Origin of the sequence: Streptomyces bikiniensis (genome assembly GCF_000716625.1) — a bacterium.
GTDB lineage: Bacteria > Actinomycetota > Actinomycetes > Streptomycetales > Streptomycetaceae > Streptomyces > Streptomyces bikiniensis.
In genome coordinates, this window is record NZ_JNXJ01000007.1 from 16494 (window position 1) to 36666 (window position 20173).

At 71.0% G+C, this 20173-nt stretch carries 16 protein-coding genes; 9 read left to right on the plus strand and 7 right to left on the minus strand.

Annotated elements, in window-relative coordinates:
- Window positions 1–214: 214 nt before the first annotated feature.
- The 4 genes from OO47_RS06670 (at window position 215) to OO47_RS06685 (ending at window position 4207) form a co-directional block, all read left to right on the plus strand.
- Complete coding sequence (locus tag OO47_RS06670; protein WP_030217778.1) at window positions 215–718, plus strand: hypothetical protein; 504 nt, start codon at window positions 215–217, stop codon at window positions 716–718.
- A gap of 11 nt (window positions 719–729) precedes the next feature.
- Window positions 730–2979 (plus strand): DUF6571 family protein, encoded by a 2250-nt coding sequence (locus OO47_RS06675; protein WP_030217779.1) that lies wholly within the window; start codon window positions 730–732, stop codon window positions 2977–2979.
- A gap of 65 nt (window positions 2980–3044) precedes the next feature.
- On the plus strand, window positions 3045–3620 hold the full coding sequence (locus OO47_RS33895) for a hypothetical protein (RefSeq protein WP_158708642.1): 576 nt from the start codon (window positions 3045–3047) through the stop codon (window positions 3618–3620).
- Window positions 3621–3718: 98 nt separating this feature from the next.
- Window positions 3719–4207: a hypothetical protein gene (locus OO47_RS06685; protein WP_030217780.1), complete on the plus strand. Its 489-nt coding sequence runs from the start codon at window positions 3719–3721 to the stop codon at window positions 4205–4207.
- A 242-nt stretch (window positions 4208–4449) separates the two neighbouring features.
- Here OO47_RS06685 and OO47_RS06690 read toward each other — a convergent pair whose 3' ends face one another.
- The 7 genes from OO47_RS06690 to eccB form a co-directional block, all read right to left on the minus strand.
- A complete protein-coding gene (locus tag OO47_RS06690; RefSeq protein WP_030217781.1) occupies window positions 4450–4749 on the minus strand; it encodes a WXG100 family type VII secretion target in 300 nt (99 codons plus the stop codon).
- A 59-nt stretch (window positions 4750–4808) separates the two neighbouring features.
- Window positions 4809–5171, minus strand: coding sequence for a WXG100 family type VII secretion target (locus OO47_RS06695; protein ID WP_030217782.1), 363 nt, complete (start codon window positions 5169–5171; stop codon window positions 4809–4811).
- Between the two features lie 112 nt (window positions 5172–5283).
- The gene (locus OO47_RS06700) at window positions 5284–6576 is read right to left on the minus strand and encodes a S8 family serine peptidase (RefSeq protein WP_030217783.1); all 1293 of its coding nucleotides are present in this window, start codon (window positions 6574–6576) and stop codon (window positions 5284–5286) included.
- 24 nt (window positions 6577–6600) lie between these two features.
- Window positions 6601–8451, minus strand: coding sequence for a mediator complex subunit 15 domain-containing protein (locus tag OO47_RS36800; RefSeq protein WP_030217785.1), 1851 nt, complete (start codon window positions 8449–8451; stop codon window positions 6601–6603).
- Between the two features lie 6 nt (window positions 8452–8457).
- Window positions 8458–8916: a hypothetical protein gene (locus OO47_RS06710; protein WP_030217786.1), complete on the minus strand. Its 459-nt coding sequence runs from the start codon at window positions 8914–8916 to the stop codon at window positions 8458–8460.
- 203 nt (window positions 8917–9119) lie between these two features.
- On the minus strand, window positions 9120–10385 hold the full coding sequence (mycP, locus tag OO47_RS06715) for a type VII secretion-associated serine protease mycosin (protein ID WP_030217787.1): 1266 nt from the start codon (window positions 10383–10385) through the stop codon (window positions 9120–9122).
- Window positions 10382–11905 (minus strand): type VII secretion protein EccB, encoded by a 1524-nt coding sequence (gene eccB / locus OO47_RS06720; protein ID WP_030217788.1) that lies wholly within the window; start codon window positions 11903–11905, stop codon window positions 10382–10384. The genes mycP and eccB overlap by 4 nt, the downstream gene beginning before the upstream one ends.
- Before the next feature lie 139 nt (window positions 11906–12044).
- Here eccB and eccE point away from each other — a divergent pair, with 139 nt between their 5' ends.
- From eccE to OO47_RS06745, 5 genes are all read left to right on the plus strand, one after another.
- Window positions 12045–13433: a type VII secretion protein EccE gene (gene eccE / locus OO47_RS06725; RefSeq protein ID WP_199812275.1), complete on the plus strand. Its 1389-nt coding sequence runs from the start codon at window positions 12045–12047 to the stop codon at window positions 13431–13433.
- On the plus strand, window positions 13430–14149 hold the full coding sequence (locus tag OO47_RS06730) for a hypothetical protein (RefSeq protein WP_030217790.1): 720 nt from the start codon (window positions 13430–13432) through the stop codon (window positions 14147–14149). Before eccE ends, OO47_RS06730 begins: the two co-directional genes overlap by 4 nt.
- A 245-nt stretch (window positions 14150–14394) precedes the next feature.
- Entirely contained in the window at window positions 14395–14628 is a 234-nt protein-coding gene (locus tag OO47_RS06735) for a DUF397 domain-containing protein (protein ID WP_030217791.1), read from the plus strand.
- 368 nt (window positions 14629–14996) lie between these two features.
- Window positions 14997–18128, plus strand: coding sequence for an SCO5717 family growth-regulating ATPase (locus OO47_RS36805; RefSeq protein WP_030217792.1), 3132 nt, complete (start codon window positions 14997–14999; stop codon window positions 18126–18128).
- Between the two features lie 192 nt (window positions 18129–18320).
- Window positions 18321–20171: an ABC transporter substrate-binding protein gene (locus tag OO47_RS06745; RefSeq protein WP_030217794.1), complete on the plus strand. Its 1851-nt coding sequence runs from the start codon at window positions 18321–18323 to the stop codon at window positions 20169–20171.
- Window positions 20172–20173 lie beyond the last annotated feature (2 nt).

The window sequence follows — 20173 nt, forward strand, 5'->3', positions numbered from 1 at the left end:
GGGGGAGACCGCATTCTCCGACCGTCGAAGCCAGGACCATCGGGGAGGCCCGGCCACGCGGTGGCGGTCCGTACCGAGTGGTGCTTGGCTTCGTGTCCACCGGACGGCCCCGCACGCGTACGGGGCCGGAGAGTGCGGGGAGGCTGTCGCCTTCCCCGACGAAATCCCCGGCAAAGTTCCAACTAGTCCGAAACCGCAAGGAGATGTGACGCCCATGGCATGGGACGAGTGGGAACGGCTGAAGGCCTCGGCGGCCGACAAGGACGCGGCGCGGATGCAGCTGAACGGGCTGCCGCCCGAGGACAGGCCCAACGCGGGCAGTCCGTCCGGTGGGTTCCTCGCGGCCGACCAGCAGGACCTCGCCGCGATCGGCAACGAGGCGTTCAAGCTGTACAACCGGCTGTGGAAGGAGGCGCGGGTCACCTCCACGGACTCGGCGGCGTCCGACCTCTCCTCCCAGGGCTTCGCCCTCGGCGGGGCCCTCCAGCACGTGTCGACGCGCTGGGACAAGCAGCTCGGTTCGGTGATGGACGCCTGCGCGCTCATCTCGAACCACATGGACTTCACCCGGAACGCGCACGCCGGCGACGAGGTCTTCATCGAGCGGCACGTTTCCAGCATCCAGACGCTGGACGCGGGCTTCGACGACGACTGGGAGGGCCGCGGTAAGCCCAATCCGGTCTACGCCGAGAAGAACGAGAAGAACGAGAAGGACTAGAGGAGACCCTGATGGATTTCGATGCCCTTCACTCGGCGAACTTCAAGTTGCTCGACGACACGGTCGCGGACTGGACGAGCATGCTCGGCAGGCTCCAGGCCCTGAAGCAGGACGCCCGTGACGGCCTCCAGGGAAAGGCGCTGAAGGCCAACTGGGCCGGTGACAACGCGGTGATCGGCCGCGAGTTCGTGGGCAAGACCGCCGGCGAGTTCGGCGACGCCCTCACCCAGGCGACGTCGATCCGCGACATCATGCGCGACACCCGGGACGAGTTGAAGACGCAGCAGCGTCTCCTGAAGGAGGCCGTCGAGCGCGGCCGGGGGAAGAACCTGACCGTCACCGCGAGCGGCGACGGGTTCATCGTCCGGGAGAACCCCGACAAGAAGGCTCCCGGCGGGCAGAGCGACGTGAACGGCCTCCGGGACGAGCTCCAGGGGATCCTGAACAGGGCGACGGAGATCGACACCTCCGCCTCGACGTCCCTGAAGGCACTGGTCGACCTCACCGACCAAGGCTTCTCCGACGCGGTGTACAAGGATCGCGACTCGGCGGCGAACGCCGTCAAGGAGGCCGAGAAGCTGGCGGCGCTCGCGAAGAAGAAGCCGGAGGACCTCACGCCGGCGGACTTCGACGCGCTCAACGCCGGACTCGGGAAGTACTCGGGGGACCCGATCTTCGCCGAGCACTTCGCCTCGACGGTGGGTGCCAAGGGGACCCTCGACCTCTGGGCGGGCCTGAACGACATCCAGAAGAACAGGGACGTCTTCCCGGACCGGCACGAGAAGTACGCCGAGCTCCAGAAGAACCTGAGTCTCACGCTCGCCTCGGCGTCTCAGGCGGACACCCCCGAGATGTCGCGCTGGAAGTACGACATGGTCAACATGGCGGACCAGCCCCTCTCCAAGAACAGCACCACGTTCGGGGCACAGGTCATGAGCAACCTGATGCGCTGGGGCAACTTCGACGACCGGTTCCTCAAGGACTACGGCAACAAGCTTATTGGGGTTGAAAAGGCCTCATCCGGCAACGGTCGACACACGCCCATGGCATGGACGCGCCTGGGTATGGATCCGTACCTCAATCGCACCGGTTCGGACAGCGGGTCCGACCCAATGATCGGCTTCATGGCCGCCCTCGCAAAAAGTCCCGATGCAGCGACAGACTTCTTCAACGAAAGCTTCCTCACCAAGGACGAGGATCACGAGTTCAAGAAGGATGGGCAGAAGCGTGATCTGAGCAACTTCGACTATCTCTTCAAGGAGCGTGACTGGCCGCCGGAGGTGGACAGCGAACAGGAAGACAGCATCGAGGGCCGCAACAACCTCGCACGGGCGCTCGAAGCTGCAACCACCGGGCATCCTGCGGGTGAAATGCCCACTCATGACACTCTGCCTCACAACGCGGGCCAGGCCAAGTTGATGGGGGGGATCGTCAAATACATCTCGGAGGACAGCGAACTGCTCACCAAGAACGGTTTCATGTCCGACAGCATGGGGCAGATCGCGTCGGAGTACCTTCCTGACATCAACCGGACCATGACCAACGATGCCGACAAGGATACGGACAGGCTTTTTCCGATCTCCGGCACTCAAGCCACCATGAGCCACAAGGACGTGACGCGCTTCCTGTTCCTCGTCGGTCAGGACGACGAGGGCTACGCGGCGGTTGAAGTGGGACAGAAGGCCTACATGGCGGGCCTGATGGATTACCACCTGAATCCCGACCTTCCGGAGAAACTTCGCTATTCCGAGGACCCTCAGTTCACCGTCGAGCAGATCGGGCAGGGATCAGGGGAGGTTTCGGGAATCCTTGCACAGGCGCGTGCAGAAGCGGTCGCCGGGGAGGCCGAAGAGAAGGACAAGGCCTACGAGCATTCGGTGGCCCAGATGAAGAACGGAATCTCGGGAACGGTCGGGACGATCACCGGCGTCGGCGCGACCTTCATCGCCAGCCCAGTGGCGGGGGAAGCTGTCGGAGGAATTTCCGGCACCGTAACCAGCATGCTGCTCGAAGAGATCTTCAAGGACGCCGAGGGCAAGGCTAAGGACGAAGCTGGCCCTGTCATGGGCGAGCACTGGGAATCGGGCATGAGAAGCAACAGTATGTATACCGAGAAGGCAGCGGAACTCGCGGCCCAGGCCCACGGGAGGGCCGACCTCAAGGATGTGGGCGAGTGGGCCCGTAGAGGCGCGCAGGACGGTTTCCGGGCGTCCGGGGTAAATGTGGCCGCAATGGCCGCAGATCTGAAGACGGACATTTGATGCCACATACCGTCCAAGCCCACCACAGCGCGTCCACCGACCATGCGCCCACCCCGAGAGGCACCATGATGAGCCGCTCCCTCTGCGTAACGCACCCCAAGGTCGCATTTCTGTTGCCCGTCCTCGCAATCGGCATGACGATCTCGGCCTGCTCGAAAACTCACGAGGAGAAACGAGAATATGCCCTTCCTGACTCCTTGTGCCGGGTGAAGGTGGCGTCCGACCTGCTGTCACCGTTCCTACCACCAGGGAAGAATCTCTCGGTGAAGGAGGAAGCTCCTGATGGTGGAACCAAGACGTGCGAGCTTTTCGTTGATGGGCAACCCAGCGTCTTCGCCACCCAGATCTGGTGGAGAGAAGAGGACAGCATCGCTGAAGTCGCCTCCGTGCAGGCGATGGTGGGAACCGGGGAAGTGAGCAGCGACCAGAAGTACCTCCACTCGGGAACCGGAGCCGTCGGCAGGCCGGCAGGGTGCGTCGACTCCGACCACCCGCAGCAGAAGCTGTACACCGTCATCCAGGTGTTCGCCGCCGGCCGGGACGACAAATCCACCATGAAGCAACTGATCACGGACTACACCACGGCGGTCGAAAAGTCGTCAGCTTGTCCTCATGATGCCGTCGTGCCGTCATCACGGTGATGGCACGATCGACCGAACCGGAAGGCCCCGTGAGCCGACTCCCAACAGTTCCACGTCGGCCGGCGCGTCTGTGGGGAGCTGCTGTCGGCGCCGGCGCCGTGCTCGCGCTGACGGTCTCGTGCGCGTCGCCCGCGCGTGAGTACGCCGTACCCACCGACCTCTGCGGCGTCGGGGTCCCGGCCTCGGTGCTGGAACCGGTCCTGCCGCCCGGCAAGGAGATCAGCGCCCACCCCACGGACCCGGAGGGGACGGGGATCGCGCGCTGTCGCCTGCACGTCGACGGGGAGTCCGTGTTCTCGGCGAGCATCGAGCGGTGGGAGGAGGGCACGTCCGCGCGGGACGTGGCCGGCCCGGCGCAGTCGGTCGGTCCCGGCGACACGCAGAGCGCGGACGCCCGGTTCGTCTACTCGGCCACGGGCGCGGTCGGGAGGGTGGACTGCCGGGCCGCGAATGGCGCGAGCAGGTCCGTGTGGGCGATGGTTCGTACGACGCGCGATGGGACGACCTCGGAGCAGATGAAGAACCTCATCACGGCGTACGCCCACTCCATCGCAGCGTCGGGCGAGTGCGGCAAGGTCCTGAGATAGGACGGGCCCCTATCGGGGATGTATCCGGAAGGCAGATGTTGGAATACGCGAAGGCACTGGAGAAATTGCCCAAGTGTGTCCAGAAGGGGACCGGGGCCGCAACCGAACAACACACGGGCTGCCTCCGCGTCATCGCTCCGTACCGACTCGGGTGTGGTCAGCAGGCCGACGGCGCCGGCCGGGCAGCGGAACGGGGTGGACGCCTCCCGCGCGCGTCCACCCCGTGTGCTGTTCGGTCGTGCTTAGAAGAAGCCCGCGGCCCGCTTGTCGCCCGCCTGGTAGGCCGGGGAGGCCTGGCGGACCGCCTTGGCGATGCCCTGCAGGGCGGTGTGGATGGCGCGGGTCTCCTTGTCCCACTTGGCGTGCGCGCCGTCCGCGGCGGTCTTCGCCTCACCCTCCCAGGTGTTGGAGACCGAGCGGATCCTCGTCTGGATGTCCTCCAGCGCCTGGTCCAGTCGCTTCGCCTGCGCCTCGATGGTGTTCGCCGCGTCATCGAGTGAGGAGTACGTGACGAGCATGACGCCGTCGTTCTTGGACGACATGGTTCCTCCGGGTGTCGGTGGTGTGTACGGGGTGGCTGGTGCCGTGTCCGGCGCTCGGGTCAGAGGCCGGCGATGTTCGACCTGGCCGCGCGCTCGGCCCCGGCGTCGCCGGAGAAGCCCGCGGTCACGTCGACGCCGCGCAGGGCCGCCTCGACCTCGTCGTCGGTGTTGCTGGAGGTCGTCCGGGTGACCTGGATGGCCTCCTGGAAGTTGAGCATCAGCTTGGCGATGCGCACCATGCCCTGGTTGATCTCGTTCTGCTTGACGTCGAAGGCGCCGGCGCCGATGCCCTTCCAGCGGCCCTCAAGGCTGTCGATGACGCCCTGGAGGGACTGCAGCTGCCCCTTGACGTCCTCGAACTTGCGGGTGAGTTCGTCCTGGAAATCCTTGAGACTCTGATCGCCAACCTTCAGGACTGACATGTGTCCCTCTCCCTCTCTGGTGTTACTCGTTGAGACCGCGTCCGCCCGGTTCACGCGCACGCGGTTCGGTCTGTTCGGTCTGCCCGGCCCGTTCCGCCGGCTCCTGGCACGGTCAGGTGGTACGCCGTCGGCGCACGATCAGGAAGCCCGCTCCGGTGACCACGGCCACGGCCGCGACGGCGCCGATGACGAGCCCCGTGCTCCCACCGCTCTCCGCGCTCCCGCTGGAGCCTGCCACAACGGTGCCGGAAGTCGCCCTGCCGTCGGGGGCTTGTGTCACGTCTGATGCAGACGGAGCCGGGGAGCCGGTCGAGGACGGCGCGCTCGAAGGCGCCGACGATCCCGCAGACGGGATCGCGCCCGGCACGCCGATGGTCTTCCTCTTGGTCAGGGGGTTGACATTCGGGTCGCCCGGCTTGCCGAGACCGCGGTTGATGTGGGCGTTGGGCCGGACGACCCCGTGGCCGAGGTAGGTGCTGACCGTGCCCGGCTCCCATTCCTTGCTGCGCGCCGCGGACTCCAGCATGACCCGGAGGACCTGGTTGGCGGTCCAGTCGGGGTGCACCGACCAGATGAGGGCGGCGGTGGCGGAGGCGATGGCGGTGGCGTTACTGGTGCCGTTGCCTGTGCAGTAACTCTTGAATTCCTTGTCGCACCAGCCGGGAATGTCGCTGCCCGGTGCGGCGATGTCGATGTAGTCGCCGTGCTGCGAGTAGTCGGCCACGACGCCCTTCCGGTCGGTCGCCGCGACGGCGACCGCTTCGGGGTAGGCCGCCGGATACTGCGGCTTGTTGCCCTCCTTGGCGCTGTTGCCGGCTCCCGCGAAGACCAGCTTCCCCTTCTCGTTCGCGAGTTGGAGAGCTTCCTGGGTGTAGATGTCGGTGTACTTGGAGGCCACGGAGATGTTGATGATCTGCGCGTCACTGTTGGCCGCAGCCCTGATCGCCTCTTCCATGTCGAAGGCGTTGACGACCTGCTCGTTCTGCCGCTCGGTGTTGCTCACCCGGTAGGGAACCACCTTGGCGTCCGGTGCCAGGCCCCTGATACCGCCGTTCGCGCCGGATCCGACGATCAGCTCGGCCATGGTCGTTCCATGGCCGTCGTAGTCGTCGGTCTCGTCGCCCTCCGACTCGGAGGCATCCCAGCCCTTGAGCACCTTTCCCTTGAGCGAGGGGGTGTTCGGGTTGACTCCACTGTCGATGACGGCGACCTTGATGCCTTTGCCGGTCGCCTTCTTCCAGATGTCCTCGGCGCCCATGGCGTCCAGATACCACTGCTGCGAACGCACGTCGGCGGCGGCTGCCGTCGGAGCGACCCCGACGAGAGCCGCCGTCAGCGCCGTTGCCGCCGTGGCGCCGAGCAGCGCTCGCCGAAGCCTGCCACTCCCGATCATTCCTGCCGTCATCCTGACTTCCGAGCCTTCCGGGGGTTAGCCGATCACCGGCGGTACGGTGCCGTGCCGCCGGTTCGTCCAGGTCTCCTCGTCCTCCGTGAGGTAGTCGGGGCGCGAGGAGCCGTCGCGATCCTGTTCGTCACGGTCCGGACGCCGGTCACCGCGTCCGCCGCCGACGGGCGTGCCGGCGCCGCGAGGGCTTCCGACGACGCCGTTGGTGCTGGGCGTGCCACGGCCGGTGGGGCGTGCTGTCCCCTGGCCGGTGTTGGCGCCCACCACTCCTGCCTGGCTGGGCCGTGCCGCGGCCGTACGGCCCGCTGCCGGGGCGTCGCCGCCGACGACGGTGCCCCTGGGGATCCGCGATCCGGCTCCCCCGGCCGAGGTGCGCTGGGGAGTACCGCCGACGATGGGGGTGGACCGCCCGCCGCCCGCGCCACGACCGGTGGCGGACTGCCCCGGGCCGCCGGGGCGGCCGGTCTGGGGGGACTGGCCGAAGGCCTGCGGCCCGCCCGCCCGTCCGACGGGGCCGCCGGAGCGTCCCGCCGCCGGAGAGCCGGTCGGACCGCTCGGACGTCCCATGACGGAAGAGTTCGTCGGGCCGCCGGAGCGTCCCACGGCCTGTGATCCGCCCATCGGGCCGGCCGAACGGCCCACGGCCGGAGAGCTGCCGGTCGGTCCGCCCGCACGGCCCACGGCGGGGGAGGTTCCCGGGCCGCCGGAGCGTCCCACGGCGTGCGAGCCGCCCGTTGGACCGCTCGCACGCCCCACGGCGGGAGACGTTCCCGGTCCGCTCGAACGGCCCACGGCAGTACGACCGGTGGTGGGCGGTACGCCGGGCATTCCCGTGGTCCGGGGTCCTGTCGTGCGCGGCGAGGTGCCGAGCGCGATCGGCGGAGCCATCGTGGGGCCGGTCGGGTTCGGGGTGTTCGTGGGTGCGGTCGGCGTGGGCGCGGAGGTCGTGATCGTGGGCGCCGGAGGCGTGGCGACCGAGTCGATCCGGACCTTCGTACCCGGCTGCTCCTCCCTGATCGGCTCGGAACCGTCGAGCAGGTGGCCGGTACGGGGTGCCGTCCGGGTGGTGCGGTCCTCGCTGGCGCTGATATGTCCGGGTGCTTCCCGGGACAGACCGCCGTTACGCGCCAGGCCGCTATTACGTGACGCGGCAGGATTATTAGAGTCGTCGACCCAGTCGCGCGGCGGCGGCACCGCCGCCCTGTACGACTTCGGCGGCTTGGGCAGTTCCTGGGAACTCAGGACGTCCTTGGAGACCGCGTAGAACGAGGCCAGGCGGTGCATCTGGTTGATGGCCTCCTGGCGGTCCTTCTCGACCTGGAGGGCCTTCTGATAGTCCTTGTTGTCCTGGGTGCGCTCCGGAAGCGTGAAGTCCTCGGGCTTCTTCTGGACGAGGCGGTTGTCGCGGGGCGGCCTGGCGTTGCGCACCGAGGCGAGGCCGGTGCTGGCCACCTTCATCTGGGCGCCGGCCGCGTTGGCGACCTTGCCGATGCCCCAGGCGTAGGACACGACCTCGGAGCCGTAGCGCTGGAACTCGGTGGCGGCGGCGCCCTTCCAGTCGACGCTGTGGACGAAGACGTTCAGGTCCTTCGCGGCCTCGTTGAGGGCGGTCGTCGCCTTCTCCAGGGCCTCGCCGGCCTGTTCCAGGTCCGACGGGTTCGCGCTGTCGAGGAAGTCGAGCATCGCGTTGAGCCGCTGGCCCTCGAACGACGATTTACCGAAGACGCTTCGATCCCGCGCCCCGAACGTGGCGGAGAAGACGTCGCTCATGAACTCCGCGAAGTTCGTGAACGCGTACCTCCCGTGGATGTACAGCTCGTCATCGGCCTGCTGCTTTTCCTGAGGTGTCAGGCTCGGCGGCTTCTCTTCACTCATCGTTCGTCACCTCAGGTTCCCCTCGCCGCCCTTGTCACCCTGCTGGGGCGGGGGCGGCTGGTCGGGCACACCGGCCGCCTTCTGCTGCTTCAACCGCTCCTGCTCGATCGCGTCGCTGCGCTCGGCCTCCAGGTTCGTCCGGATCTCGTAGAAGCGCCTGCGCTGGTCGTCCTCCACGTTGTTGTAGCCGACGTCGGCCGCGTGGACACCGATCTGCAGCAGTTCGATCTGGCCGCCGAGGGACTTCGAGAGCGCCACGAGCGCCTTCTGCACCCGGTCGTACTCGTTGAAGAACTCGTCGGCCTCCGCGAAGGGGATGCCGACGCCGAGGGATTCGCGCGTCACCTGCCGTGCGCTCAGCCGGGCGGCTCCGCCGGGGCCGCTCGCCAGGTCCGTGATGATTCCGTCGACCCGGTCGCGGAACTTCTTCAGCGCGCCGACACCGCGCTCGAGGTCACTCGTCACCGTCGCCCCCGTCCCCGTCGTCCGTCGCCTCGTACACGACATTCCTCCCCGTTTACTCCTACTGCCCCATTGCGATCGTGACGGCTCCGCATCGAACGATCGCGTGCGTACCACTGTAATGACTGGGACCGACAGCCCCAAGTGACGTGCATCGCAGGAGACTTCCGCGCACCGACGCTATCAGCCGTGTGCGGCTGCAACCGTCACGGGGCGGACCGTCTCGCGGTTCCGCGCCGGTGGTCCCGCAGGGCCACCGCCGTGCCGACGATCGCCGCCACCAGGACGCCCCCGCCGACCACCACGTAGGTCGCCAGGCGGGCCGCGCGCTGCTCCGGGGTCTCCCCCAGGTGGAGGGCGGCCGGGGTCGGGGCCTCGGCGCGGGTCACCCCCTCGTGGGCGACGGGCTTCTCGATGGGCTTGTCGTCCTCGGTCAGGGCCCTGACCGGGTCGACCACCCCCCAGCCGACCAGGCGGTCGTGGCCCGCGACCGAGCGTTCGGCGGTCTGCTGGATCTGGGCGACGATCTGCTCCTGCGTCCAGTCGCGGTGCTCGGCCTTGACGAGAGCGGCCAGACCGGCGACGTACGGGGCGGAGAAGCTGGTGCCGTTGTCGGCGCAGTGGCCGCCGCCCGGCACCGTGGAGACCATGTCGACGCCGGGCGCGGCCACGCCGACGAACTCGCCAGACTGGGAGAACTGCGCGCGCTCGTTGTTGCGGTCCGAGGCGGCGACGGCGAGGACGCCCTCGTACGAGGCCGGGTACGTGCTCTTGACGTTGCCGCCGAGGCCGTCGTTGCCCGCCGACGCGACGACCACGATCTCCCGCTTCAGGGCCTCGTTCACGGCGTCTTCGAGGAGCTTGGTGGGCCGCACCGCGTCGGCCGTGTCCTGCGAGATGTTGATCACGTCGGCCTTCTTGGCGATGGCGTGCCGGATCGCCGTCGCCAGCGTCTCCGCGGTGCCGTTGCCCTCGGCGTCGTTCTGCTGGATGGGGATGATCACGGCGTCCGGTGCGAGGCCGACGAACCCGGTGCCCTTGGCGGGGCGGGCGGCGATGATGCCGGCCACCTTGGTGCCGTGGCCCACGGTGTCCGTGGTGCCCTGCTCGTTGCCCCGCTTCAGCTTGTAGCCGTTGGCGTCCTTGGCGTCCTTGGGGATGAGGTTGATCCCGCTCTTGACGTCCACGGCCTTGGCCAGCTGCGGGTTCTTCACGTCGACGCCCGTGTCGATGACCGCGACCCGGACGCCCTTGCCGGTGGACTGCGACCACAGTTCGTCCAGCAGCACGCGCTGGAGCGCCCAGGGGCGCCCCTCGTACGTCTTGCCCGGGTACGTGCACTGGGAGCCGTCGTCCGCCACCGCCGGCGTGGAGAACGGCAGGCCGAGGGCGCAGAGCGCCGTCGTGGCCGCGACGACGAGCGCGCGCCGGGAGGGGCTGGAGAGCCGGTGGGCCGGCGTCCGGGCCCTCATGAGCCCTGCGGCTGGCGCGCGCCGCCCGTGGAGAGGCGGGGGCCGGTGGGCAGGAAGGTCGACCACTCGGCGGGGATGGGCAGCGGCTCGACGTTCTTGTAGCCGAGGCGGTTCTGGGCCTGCTGCGCCTCCGCCTGCCGGGCCTGCTTCTCCTCGGCCGAGCCGGACGAGCCGATCCCGGAGTCGTCGGTGGCGCTGTCGCCGTTGGACTGCATCGCGTAGCGCAGACCGGTGTCGGTGACGAGGAACAGGAAGCCGCTGGACGTCGTGGAGCCCTTGAACTGCCGGAACAGCTGCCCCGAACCGGGGGTGACGTACGCGCTGCTGGAGCCGGCCGGCAGGGCGGCGGGAAAGTCCTCGCCCGCCCAGGTGCTCAGCGTGGTCGCCCCGTTGTCCGCGTCGACCTCGCGCAGCACGTTACAAATGGTGTTCCGGCTGCCCTCGGCGGTGCTCGCCTCGTTGACGGGCACCGGGACGGCCCGGGGCCACTTCTTGTCCCGGGCGAAGGCGCGGCCGGGCTGGAAGGCGCCGCCGCTGACCGAGGTCGCCTGGCCCGCCTGGCCGAGGTCGACGAGCTGCCGGCTGTTGAGGAGCAGCTTGGCCGTGAAGTCCGTGACGGGGGCGACCGTTCCCCGGAGCACGACGTACATCTGCTTCCGGGTGCCGTCCGTCGCGGACAGCACCATTCCGATCCGGTCGGCCCCGGAGGGGAGGTCTCCGATCCCGGCGGGTTCGCCCACCCGGCCGGGGACGGTCGGGAAGGAGATGGCGTCGCCCTTGTGGAGGGTGTTCAGCCACGCGCCGGAGACCCGCTGGGCGGCGCGGCCCTGGCCGACGAGCTGGCGCAGGAGCAGTTCGTCCTTCTCCACGGGGTACGCGGTCCCCCTGGCGTCGACCACGTAGCGGGTGCGGTCGGGGCCCTCGACGTAGAGGAGCTCGCCGCCGGTCAGCCGCTCGGTGCCGTCGGTCTTCGCCTCCTCGCGGGCGGCGAGGACGAACGCCGCCTTCTGGATGGCCCGGCCGCCCTCGCCCGGGCGCTCGCAGACGGCCCAGCGCTTGGCGGCGCCGGCCTCCTTGTCACCGGGAAGGCGGTCGGGGGCGTAGGGGATGCCGAGCGTGGCGCCGTGCGGGATCTTGCCGCTGTCGAGCACGGACTCGTCGACGTTGATGACCTTGCCCTTGTCGGGGTCGAGGAGCAGCTTGGCCGACGACATGTTGAGCACCGGGTGGAGCTGGGTCTTGTCGCCGGTCTTGAGGACGACGTAGCGGGTGGTCGACTTGCTGGCGATGATGACATTCTCGCCCGGCTTGTCCCAGTTCTTGGGGGCGACGGGCTTGAACATGCCCCAGGCCCCGAAGACCGCGAGGACCACCGCGCCGACGATGGCTCCCGGCACCACCGCGCGCAGGGGGCGCGGTGCGCCTTCCTCCGAGCCCGTCGCGTTCGGTTGCACGAACTGTGCGATCAGCCTCCGCTTCGCGAAGGTGTAGGCGTTCAGTTCATCCCGACGTGATGCCATCTGTTCGCTTGTCCCTCTCCCCGATGGGCGACCAGGGTCCCACACCCGCGGACCCGGACTGCCGTTCAGCCGCCCCCTACTATGCCCGTCGGCGCTTGCGTCCCACTGCTCAGGTAGGGTGATCGCCCAGTCAACGCCCATGGGAATTCGGCTATTACGGACACGAGGGGGCAACGTGGCGACGGGTACGGCGACGCGTGCACGGCGCGGGCGGGCCACCGACCCGGCGCCCGGGACTTCCCGACGGCAACGCAGCAATGACGGCGACGGAGTCCGCACGCCACCCGTCCCGCGGGAGGTCCCCGCGACCACGGCCCTGCGCCCCCTGTCCCGGGCCGGGCGGGTGGGCCCGTTCCGGCTGCGGCAGCTCGTCCTCGTGGAGTCGGCGCTGGCCCTCGTCGCGGTCGGTCTGGTGGCCGGCGGCCTCTGGCTCGTGCCCGCCTGCGTCGTCGCCGGCGTCCTGGTCCTGCTGGCCGTGATCCGCCGCCGCGGACAGGCCGTGCAGGACTGGCTGGGGACCGTGCTCGCGCTCCGCGCGCGCCGGGGCGCCGCCGCCCCCGCCGCAGCCGACACCGACCCCTCCCTCGCTCCGGTGGGCGAGAACGTGCCGGGCTTCCGCGCCTCGCCCTACGTCGACCGCAACCACCGCACCGTCGGCATGCTGGGCGACGGCACCTTCCTGACCGCCGTGCTGCGCGTCGAGGCGAGCGGCTCGGCACTGCGTCCGGTCTTCGGCGCGCGCGCCTTCCCGCTCTCCGTCCTGGGCGGCGCCCTGGAGGTCGACGACATCACGGTGGAGTCGGTGCAGCTGGTGCAGCAGGTGCGCCCGGCCCCGGCGCTGCACCTCCCCCAGCAGGCCGCGGCCCGGCTCTCGTACGCCCCGCTCCAGGAGCGGACCGGCGCCCCCGCGCTGCGGCTGACCTGGGTGGCCGTGAAGCTGGACCCCGAACTCTGCCGGGAGGCCGTGGAGGCCCGCGGCGGCGGCCTGGAGGGCGCGCAGCGCTGCCTGGTGCGGATCGCCGACCACCTGGCCAGCCGGATCACGGGGGCGGGCTTCCAGGCCACGGTGATGGACCAGGAGGAGCTCAACTCCACCGTCGCCACGGCGATCTGCACCAATCCGCGCGCCGTCGCCCGCGCGGGCCTGCCCGACAGCGCGCCGCAGCGGCGGACCGCCGAGACCTCCCGGGTCTGGCGGTGCGACGACCGCTGGCACACCGCGTACGCGATCGGCCGCTGGCCCGAACTCGGGCGGGGGGCGACGCCGCTGCCCCGGCTGGTCTCGCTGCTCACCTCCGTACCGGCGTACGCCACGACGTTCAGCCTGACCGTCCGGCGCGGCACGCGCCAGGGGGCCATGGACCTCGACGGCCACGTGCGGGTCACCGGCGGCTCCGACAACGAACTGGTCCGGGTGCGGCGGGCCCTGGAAGAGGCGGCGCGCGCCGCGAAGGTCGGCCTGCTGCGCCTGGACCGCGAGCAGCTGCCGGGCGTGCTGGCGACGATGCCCCTGGGAGGCGCCCGATGATCGGACGTGGCCGGAAGGCGGCCGGGCCGCGCGGCCTGACCGGGCCGCGGCACGCGGGGCACACCATGCCCGCGGACCACCTCTCCGCCCTGTCCCTGCCCGTGGGCGACGACGGCGTGGTCGTCGGCGAGGACGCCGAGGGGCGGTCGCAGCTAGTCGGGTTCCACCGCTCGGCGCCGTACGACGTGCTCCTCGTCGGCGGCCTGTGGACGGCACAGGTGCTGGCGCTGCGCGCGGCCGGCACCGGCGCGCGCGTGGTGGTGGAGACCGGGCGCCCCCACGAGTGGGTCGGCCTGGCGCAGGCGGCGGGAGCGGGCCTGGAGTGCATCACGCTCCACGACGTGGGGCGGGTGCCCCCGCTGGGCGCGACCGTCGGCAGCCCGGCCGTGGTCGTGCGCGACTGCGGTATGCGCCCGCCGCGCGGACGCGTCGTCTCCGCCCCCTGGCAGTCGGTGCTGACCCTCCTTCCCTACCTCAGCCCGGTGGCACCGCGGCTCATGCGGTCCGCGACGCTCGTGGGCGTCCAGCGGGTCTCCCCGCAGGAGGCGCAGCAGACCGGCCGCATCCTGGGACTTTCGCGGGGCGAGGTCGAGGCGCTGCCGACGCTGGCGGACGGGGTCACGCTCTGGTGCTCCGGCGGGGAGCGGCAGTGGGTCATGACGAGCCCCACGGACGTGGAGGCCGGGCTGCTCGGCACGGCCCGCCGGATGGACTGAGCCGCCCCCGGGTGAAGCGGAGGCCGAACCGCCCCCGGATGAAGCGGAGACCGAACCGCCACCGGGTGAAGCGGGGGCCGAACCGCCCCCGGGTGAAGCGGGGGCCGAACCGCCCCCGCGGGAGCGCCGGGCTCCCTACTATGGCCCGGACGGGCCGTCGCCCCGGCGGTCGCCGGGCACCGGCGAACGGCTCGGCACCGTGCGAGACTTGGGCCGTTCGACCGGCCGTGAGCGAAAGGAACCCCATGGGGAGCGCGCAGGAAAAGGACGAGCTGTACGCCCTCGACATCTCCGACGTCGAATGGCAGGGTGCCCCCGGCACGAGCCCGGACGAGGAGCGCGTCGAGATCGCTCATCTGCCGGGCGGGGGCGTGGCCATGCGCTCCTCGCTGGACCACGGCACCGTGCTGCGCTACACCGAGGCCGAGTGGCGGGCGTTCGTGCTCGGCGCCCGGGACGGGGAGTTCGACCTCCGCTGAGGCGTCGGGGCCGGCCGGGGATCCCGGGGCTCCACGGACCGGCGGTCGCGCGCCCGGAGACGGGCCCGCGACCGCCGGTCCTGCGTTACGGGCCCGAAATCGTGCGCGGTCGTACCGTTCCGCCCCTCTTCTCCTTCACGCTCCGCCGTACCGGAGTCACTTCGGGGCACCGCGCGACGGGAGGGACGGGCGCGGGGCGGACGGGCCTGCCGCGGTGGTGGCGGGGACGATTAGGCTGGACCGGGGCACGGCAGGAGAACCCTCGGAACCGTCCGCCGTGCTCCAGGGGGAGAGCCGGGCCCATCGGAAGTGAACGGTGGCCCCCGCCCACGACGGCACGAGGGTGCTCGACCACACCAGGAGGCAGAGTGAACGGCGATCGGGACGACATGCACGGGGGCTGGGACCCTGCCGCCGACGATTCCGACGTGGAAGCCGCGGAGCTGACGGGCGAGTTCACCATCGACTACACGCCGCCCGCCTGGTACGCGCAGAGCACGTCGGGCGACGCCTCCGGCACGGGCACCGGGCAGCAGTACCCGCCGCCCCCGGTGGGGTCGCCGGTCGCCGTGCCCGGTCCGCCCGCCGGGAGCGGCTTCCCCGCGAACCCGCCGCACCCCCCGGCGGCTCCCGTGCCGCCCGCCCCCGCCGCGCCCCTGTCCCCCGAGGCGTCCTCGGGGCCCTTCGGCAACGGCGACCTGGAGAGCGGCGCGACGATGCGGTTCTCCCCCGTGGCGATGCGGCGGGAGATGGAGGAGATCGCGGAGCGCGCCGCGGCGGCGCGGTCCGCCTCGGCGAGCGGCGAGGACGGGGGTGCGGCGACTTCTTCGGAGACGGCCCCCGCGGCCTCGGAGACGGCCTCGGTGCCATCGGAAGCGGCCCCCGCGGCCTCAGAGACGGCCTCCGCGTCCTCGGAAGCGGTCTCCGCCCCGTCGGACGGACCGGCCGTGCCGCCGGCGGCGGGTCCGGAGACCGCCGGACCGTCGTCCGACGCTCCTTCCACCGCGGTGCGGGAGGAGCCGGCCGACGACGCCGGCACCCCGTCCGGGCGGGCCTCCGGGGACGACGGCACGCGGGCCCCGGCGGACCGGGACGGCGAGGATCCGGCGAAGTCCGTCGCGGACGAGACCCGGGAGGGGGCCGACGCGGCCGCTGGTGACACCGCGGCCGGCGCCGCCGGGACCACCGCCGATGGCGCCTCCCCCGAGAGCTCCCGCTCCGAGGACGCCCCTGCCGAGGAGGCACGCGCAGAGGAGGCCCCGGCTCCCGAGCAGCCCGCCGGACCCCAGGACACCTCCCCCGTGCCCGAGGCTCCTCAGGTCTCCGCCCCCGCTCCCGGTTCCTTCCCGCCCCCCGCCGCGCCCGGACTGCCGCCGCTGCCGCCGTCGTTCCAGCCGGCCGCCCCCGCCCAGCAGTGGCCCGCGCAGCCGGTGCCGGGCGCCCAGCCGGCACCCCCGGCCGCGCCGCTGCCGCCCGCCGCCGCCTGGCCGGCGCCCGCGACCGCGCCCGGTGCGCCCGGCGGTGTGCCGCCGCAGGCGCAGGAGCCCGGCGGGTACGGCTACCCGCAGGCCCCGCAGCCTCCCCAGGCGCCCCAGCCCCAGCCCGTTCAGCCCTCCGCGCCTCAGGGCGGGTACGGCTTCCCCCACCCCGGTACGCCTCCGCAGCAGGCCGGTCACGGCTACCCGCAGCAGCCCGGCGGTGTGCCGCCGCAGGCCCAGGGGCCGGGCGGGTACGGCTTCCCGCACCCCGGTGCCGTACCCCCGCAGGCTCCCCCGGCACAGGCACAGGCACAGCCACAAACCCCTCAGGGACAGGCACCGCACGACGCGCAGCCGCCCGTCGACCCCCGGTCCGGTGCCGCCTGGCCCTCGCCCGTGACGCACGACCAGCGGGAGCGGTCCGTGCCGGGCGCCCCGCTCGGGTACAACGCGGCCGTCGAGCTCTCCTCCGACCGGCTGCTGCGGAACAGCAAGCAGAAGCCCAAGTCCAGCCGCACCCCCGGCGCCGCCTCCCGCTTCAAGCTCGGCGGCAGGAAGGAGGAGGCGGAGCGGCAGCGGAAGCTGGACCTGATCCGGACGCCGGTCCTCTCCTGCTACCGGATCGCGGTCATCTCGCTCAAGGGCGGCGTCGGCAAGACCACGACGACCACCGCGCTCGGCGCGACCCTGGCGACCGAGCGGCAGGACAAGATCCTGGCGATCGACGCCAACCCGGACGCCGGCACCCTGGGCCGCCGAGTGCGGCGCGAGACCGGGGCGACCATCCGCGACCTGGTGCAGGCGATCCCGTACCTCCACTCGTACATGGACATCCGCCGGTTCACCTCGCAGGCGCCCTCGGGCCTGGAGATCCTCGCCAACGACGTGGACCCGGCCGTCTCGACGACCTTCAACGACGAGGACTACCGGCGGGCGATCGACGTCCTGGGCAAGCAGTACCCGATCATCCTCACCGACTCGGGCACCGGCCTGCTCTACAGCGCCATGCGCGGGGTGCTCGACCTCGCCGACCAGCTCATCATCATCTCGACGCCCTCCGTGGACGGCGCCTCCAGCGCGTCGACCACCCTGGACTGGCTCTCCGCGCACGGCTACGCGGACCTGGTGCAGCGCTCCATCACCGTCATCTCGGGAGTCCGCGAGACCGGCAAGATGATCAAGGTCGAGGACATCGTGCAGCACTTCCAGACCCGCTGCCGCGGGGTCGTGGTCGTGCCCTTCGACGAGCACCTGGCGGCCGGTGCCGAGGTCGACCTCGACATGATGCGGCCGAAGACCCGCGAGGCGTACTTCCACCTGTCGGCGATGGTGGCCGAGGACTTCGCGCGGGCGCAGCAGGCGCAGGGCCTGTGGACCGGCGACGGCCCGGGCGCGGTGCCGCCGCACATGGCTCCGCCGATGCCGGGACAGCCGTACCCGGGCCAGCCGGGCCAGTACGGTCAGCCCGGCCAGTACGGCCAGCAGGCCCCCGGCCATTTCACCCCGGGACAGCCCGGACAGCTCGCACAGCCCGCCCAGCAGGGGCAGCCCGGGCAGCCGCTGCCGGGGCAGTACGCGCCCGGTCAGCCCGCGCCCGGTCAGCCGTACGCGCCCCAGGCCCCCCAGCCCGGTCAGCCCTACCCGCCGCAGGCGTATCCGGCCCCCGGCGGCCAGGCCGTACCGGGACAGCAGGGACAGCAGGGACAGCCCGGACAGGCCCCCGGCCCGATGCCCGGTCAGTTCGCCCAGGCCCCGCCCGGTCAGCCGATGCCCGGCCAGGCGGCGCCCGGACAGCCCGCGCCCGGACAGCCGTACGCCCCCCAGGCTCCGTACCCCGGTCAGCCCTATCCGGCGCATTCCGGACAGCCGGGCGTTCCCGGCGTGCCCCCGGCCTGGCAGCAGCAGCCGGCCCCGGCGCAGGCTCCGCCGCAGGAGGTTCCCGAGCAGTACACCGGGCAGCCGCTGCCCCCGCCGGCGGGCCCGCCGGCCCCTCCGCAGACTCCGCCAGCCCCTCAGCAGTAGGGCGTCACAGGAGTAGACCAATGAGGCCCCGTATCGGTCGTCCGATACGGGGCCTCATGGTGTTCCCGCAGCCCACAAGGGGTTTGAGTCGTCGTTGACGACGGCAGACCACCGCTGATACACCTTCGCTTCACTCACCGTCAGCCCAAGATCCACGACAGAAACCCCGACGCGAGGTCACGTCCCATGGTCATGGTCACGAAGGTCCCACCCCGCCCCGCCCGCAGACCCCACAGAGCCCACGGAGCCCTCCGTGTCCTGCTCGCCTCCGGCGTCGCCGCCACCTCGCTCGTCGTCGCCCCCGGCACCGCGCGGGCGGAGGACGACAAGGCCGGCGGCACCACGCTCACGGTGGCGGTCTCCCAGAGCATCGACTCGCTGAGCCCGTTCCTCGCCCAGAAGCTCACCTCGACCAGCATCCACCGCCTGGCCTACGAGTACCTGACGAACTACGACCCGAAGGACGCCCGGACGATCCCGGGCCTGGCGACCGAGTGGAAGCCCTCGCCCGACAAGCTGACGTGGACGTACACGATCCGCGGGGACTCGTACTGGTCGGACGGGACGCAGGCGACCGCCGAGGACGCGGCCTGGACCTTCACCAAGATGATGACCGACCCGAACGCCGCCACCGCCAACGGCAGCTTCACGGCCAACTTCGAGAAGGTCACCGCGCCCGACCCGCAGACCCTCGTCATCAAGCTGAAGAAGCCCCAGGCGACGATGACCGCGCTCGACGTGCCGATCGTGCCCAAGCACGTCTGGGAGAAGGTCGGCGACTTCTCGAAGTTCAACAACGACCGGCAGTTCCCCGTCGTGGGCAACGGGCCCTTCGTCATCACCGACTACAAGGTCGACCAGTACGTCAAGCTCAAGCCGAACAGGAAGTTCTGGCGGGGCGCCCCCAAGTTCGACGAGCTGGTCTTCAAGTACTACAAGGACGGGGACGCCGCCGTCGCCGCCCTCCAGAAGGGCGAGGTGTCCTTCGTACCGAACCTGACGCCGGCCCAGGCCGACGCGCTCAAGACCCAGAAGAACATCAAGGTCAACGACGCCCCCGGCCGCCGCTTCTTCGCCCTCGCCACCAACCCGGGCGCCCGGTCGCGGGACGGCAGGACCTTCGGCAACGGGCACAAGGCGCTGCTCGACCCGGCCGTGCGCAAGGCGCTCTTCCTCGCGGTCGACCGCACCACCCTCGTCGACAAGGTCTTCCAGGGCCACGCCGTCGAGGGCGAGGGCTACATCCCGCCCCGCTTCGGCTCGTACTTCTGGAAGCCCGACGGGGACCAGGTACGGAGGTACGACCCGGAGGAGGCGGCGAAGGTCCTCGACGCCGCCGGGTACCGGAAGAACGGCGAGGGCAAGCGGGTCGGCAAGGACGGGAGGCCGCTGGACTTCCGGATCCTCTGCCACGCCACCGACCCGAACGACAAGGCGGTCGGCAAGTACCTCCAGGAGTGGTGGGGCGAGCTCGGCATCGGCCTGAAGGTCGAGTGCCTGGACAGCGTCTCGGACCCGTGGACGAAGGGCGACTACGACCTCGCGTTCGACGGCTGGTCGGTCAACCCGGACCCGGACTACGTCCTCTCCATCCACACCTGCGGCGCCCTCCCGGCCACTCCTAAGGACAGCGGGGCCACCGACAACTTCATCTGCGACAAGGAGTTCGACGGGCTCTACGCGCAGCAGGCGGTGGAGTACGACACCGCCAAGCGGGCGGATCTGGTGAAGCGGATGCAGTCCCGCCTGTACGACACGGGGTACATGAACGTCATGGCCTATCCGAACGCCCTGGAGGCGTACCGCACGGACCAGATCGCGTCCATCACCACCATGCCCGAGGCCGCCGGGAACCTGTGGGGCCAGGACGGCTACTGGAGCTGGTGGTCGGCCGTGCCCGCGGCCCCGGGCTCCGGCGGGTCCGGGAGCGGCGGGTCCTCCACCGGGGTGATCGCCGGCATCGGCGCGGTCGTGGTGGTCGCGGTCGGCCTCGGCGTCGTCCTCGGCCTGCGCCGCCGCTCCACCGCCGACGACCGCGAGTAGTC

Excerpts from the sequence above, each read along its gene's own strand:
- OO47_RS06670 (WP_030217778.1), top strand. The coding sequence starts at position 215 with ATGGCATGGGACGAGTGGGAACGGCTGAAGGCCTCGGCGGCCGACAAG.
- OO47_RS06675 (WP_030217779.1), top strand. The coding sequence starts at position 730 with ATGGATTTCGATGCCCTTCACTCGGCGAACTTCAAGTTGCTCGACGAC.
- OO47_RS33895 (WP_158708642.1), top strand. The coding sequence starts at position 3,045 with ATGATGAGCCGCTCCCTCTGCGTAACGCACCCCAAGGTCGCATTTCTG.
- OO47_RS06690 (WP_030217781.1), bottom strand. The coding sequence starts at position 4,749 with ATGTCGTCCAAGAACGACGGCGTCATGCTCGTCACGTACTCCTCACTC.
- OO47_RS06695 (WP_030217782.1), bottom strand. The coding sequence starts at position 5,171 with ATGTCAGTCCTGAAGGTTGGCGATCAGAGTCTCAAGGATTTCCAGGAC.
- OO47_RS06700 (WP_030217783.1), bottom strand. The coding sequence starts at position 6,576 with ATGACGGCAGGAATGATCGGGAGTGGCAGGCTTCGGCGAGCGCTGCTC.
- OO47_RS36800 (WP_030217785.1), bottom strand. The coding sequence starts at position 8,451 with ATGAGTGAAGAGAAGCCGCCGAGCCTGACACCTCAGGAAAAGCAGCAG.
- mycP (WP_030217787.1), bottom strand. The coding sequence starts at position 10,385 with ATGAGGGCCCGGACGCCGGCCCACCGGCTCTCCAGCCCCTCCCGGCGC.
- eccB (WP_030217788.1), bottom strand. The coding sequence starts at position 11,905 with ATGGCATCACGTCGGGATGAACTGAACGCCTACACCTTCGCGAAGCGG.
- eccE (WP_199812275.1), top strand. The coding sequence starts at position 12,045 with ATGGGAATTCGGCTATTACGGACACGAGGGGGCAACGTGGCGACGGGT.
- OO47_RS06730 (WP_030217790.1), top strand. The coding sequence starts at position 13,430 with ATGATCGGACGTGGCCGGAAGGCGGCCGGGCCGCGCGGCCTGACCGGG.
- OO47_RS06735 (WP_030217791.1), top strand. The coding sequence starts at position 14,395 with ATGGGGAGCGCGCAGGAAAAGGACGAGCTGTACGCCCTCGACATCTCC.
- OO47_RS06745 (WP_030217794.1), top strand. The coding sequence starts at position 18,321 with ATGGTCACGAAGGTCCCACCCCGCCCCGCCCGCAGACCCCACAGAGCC.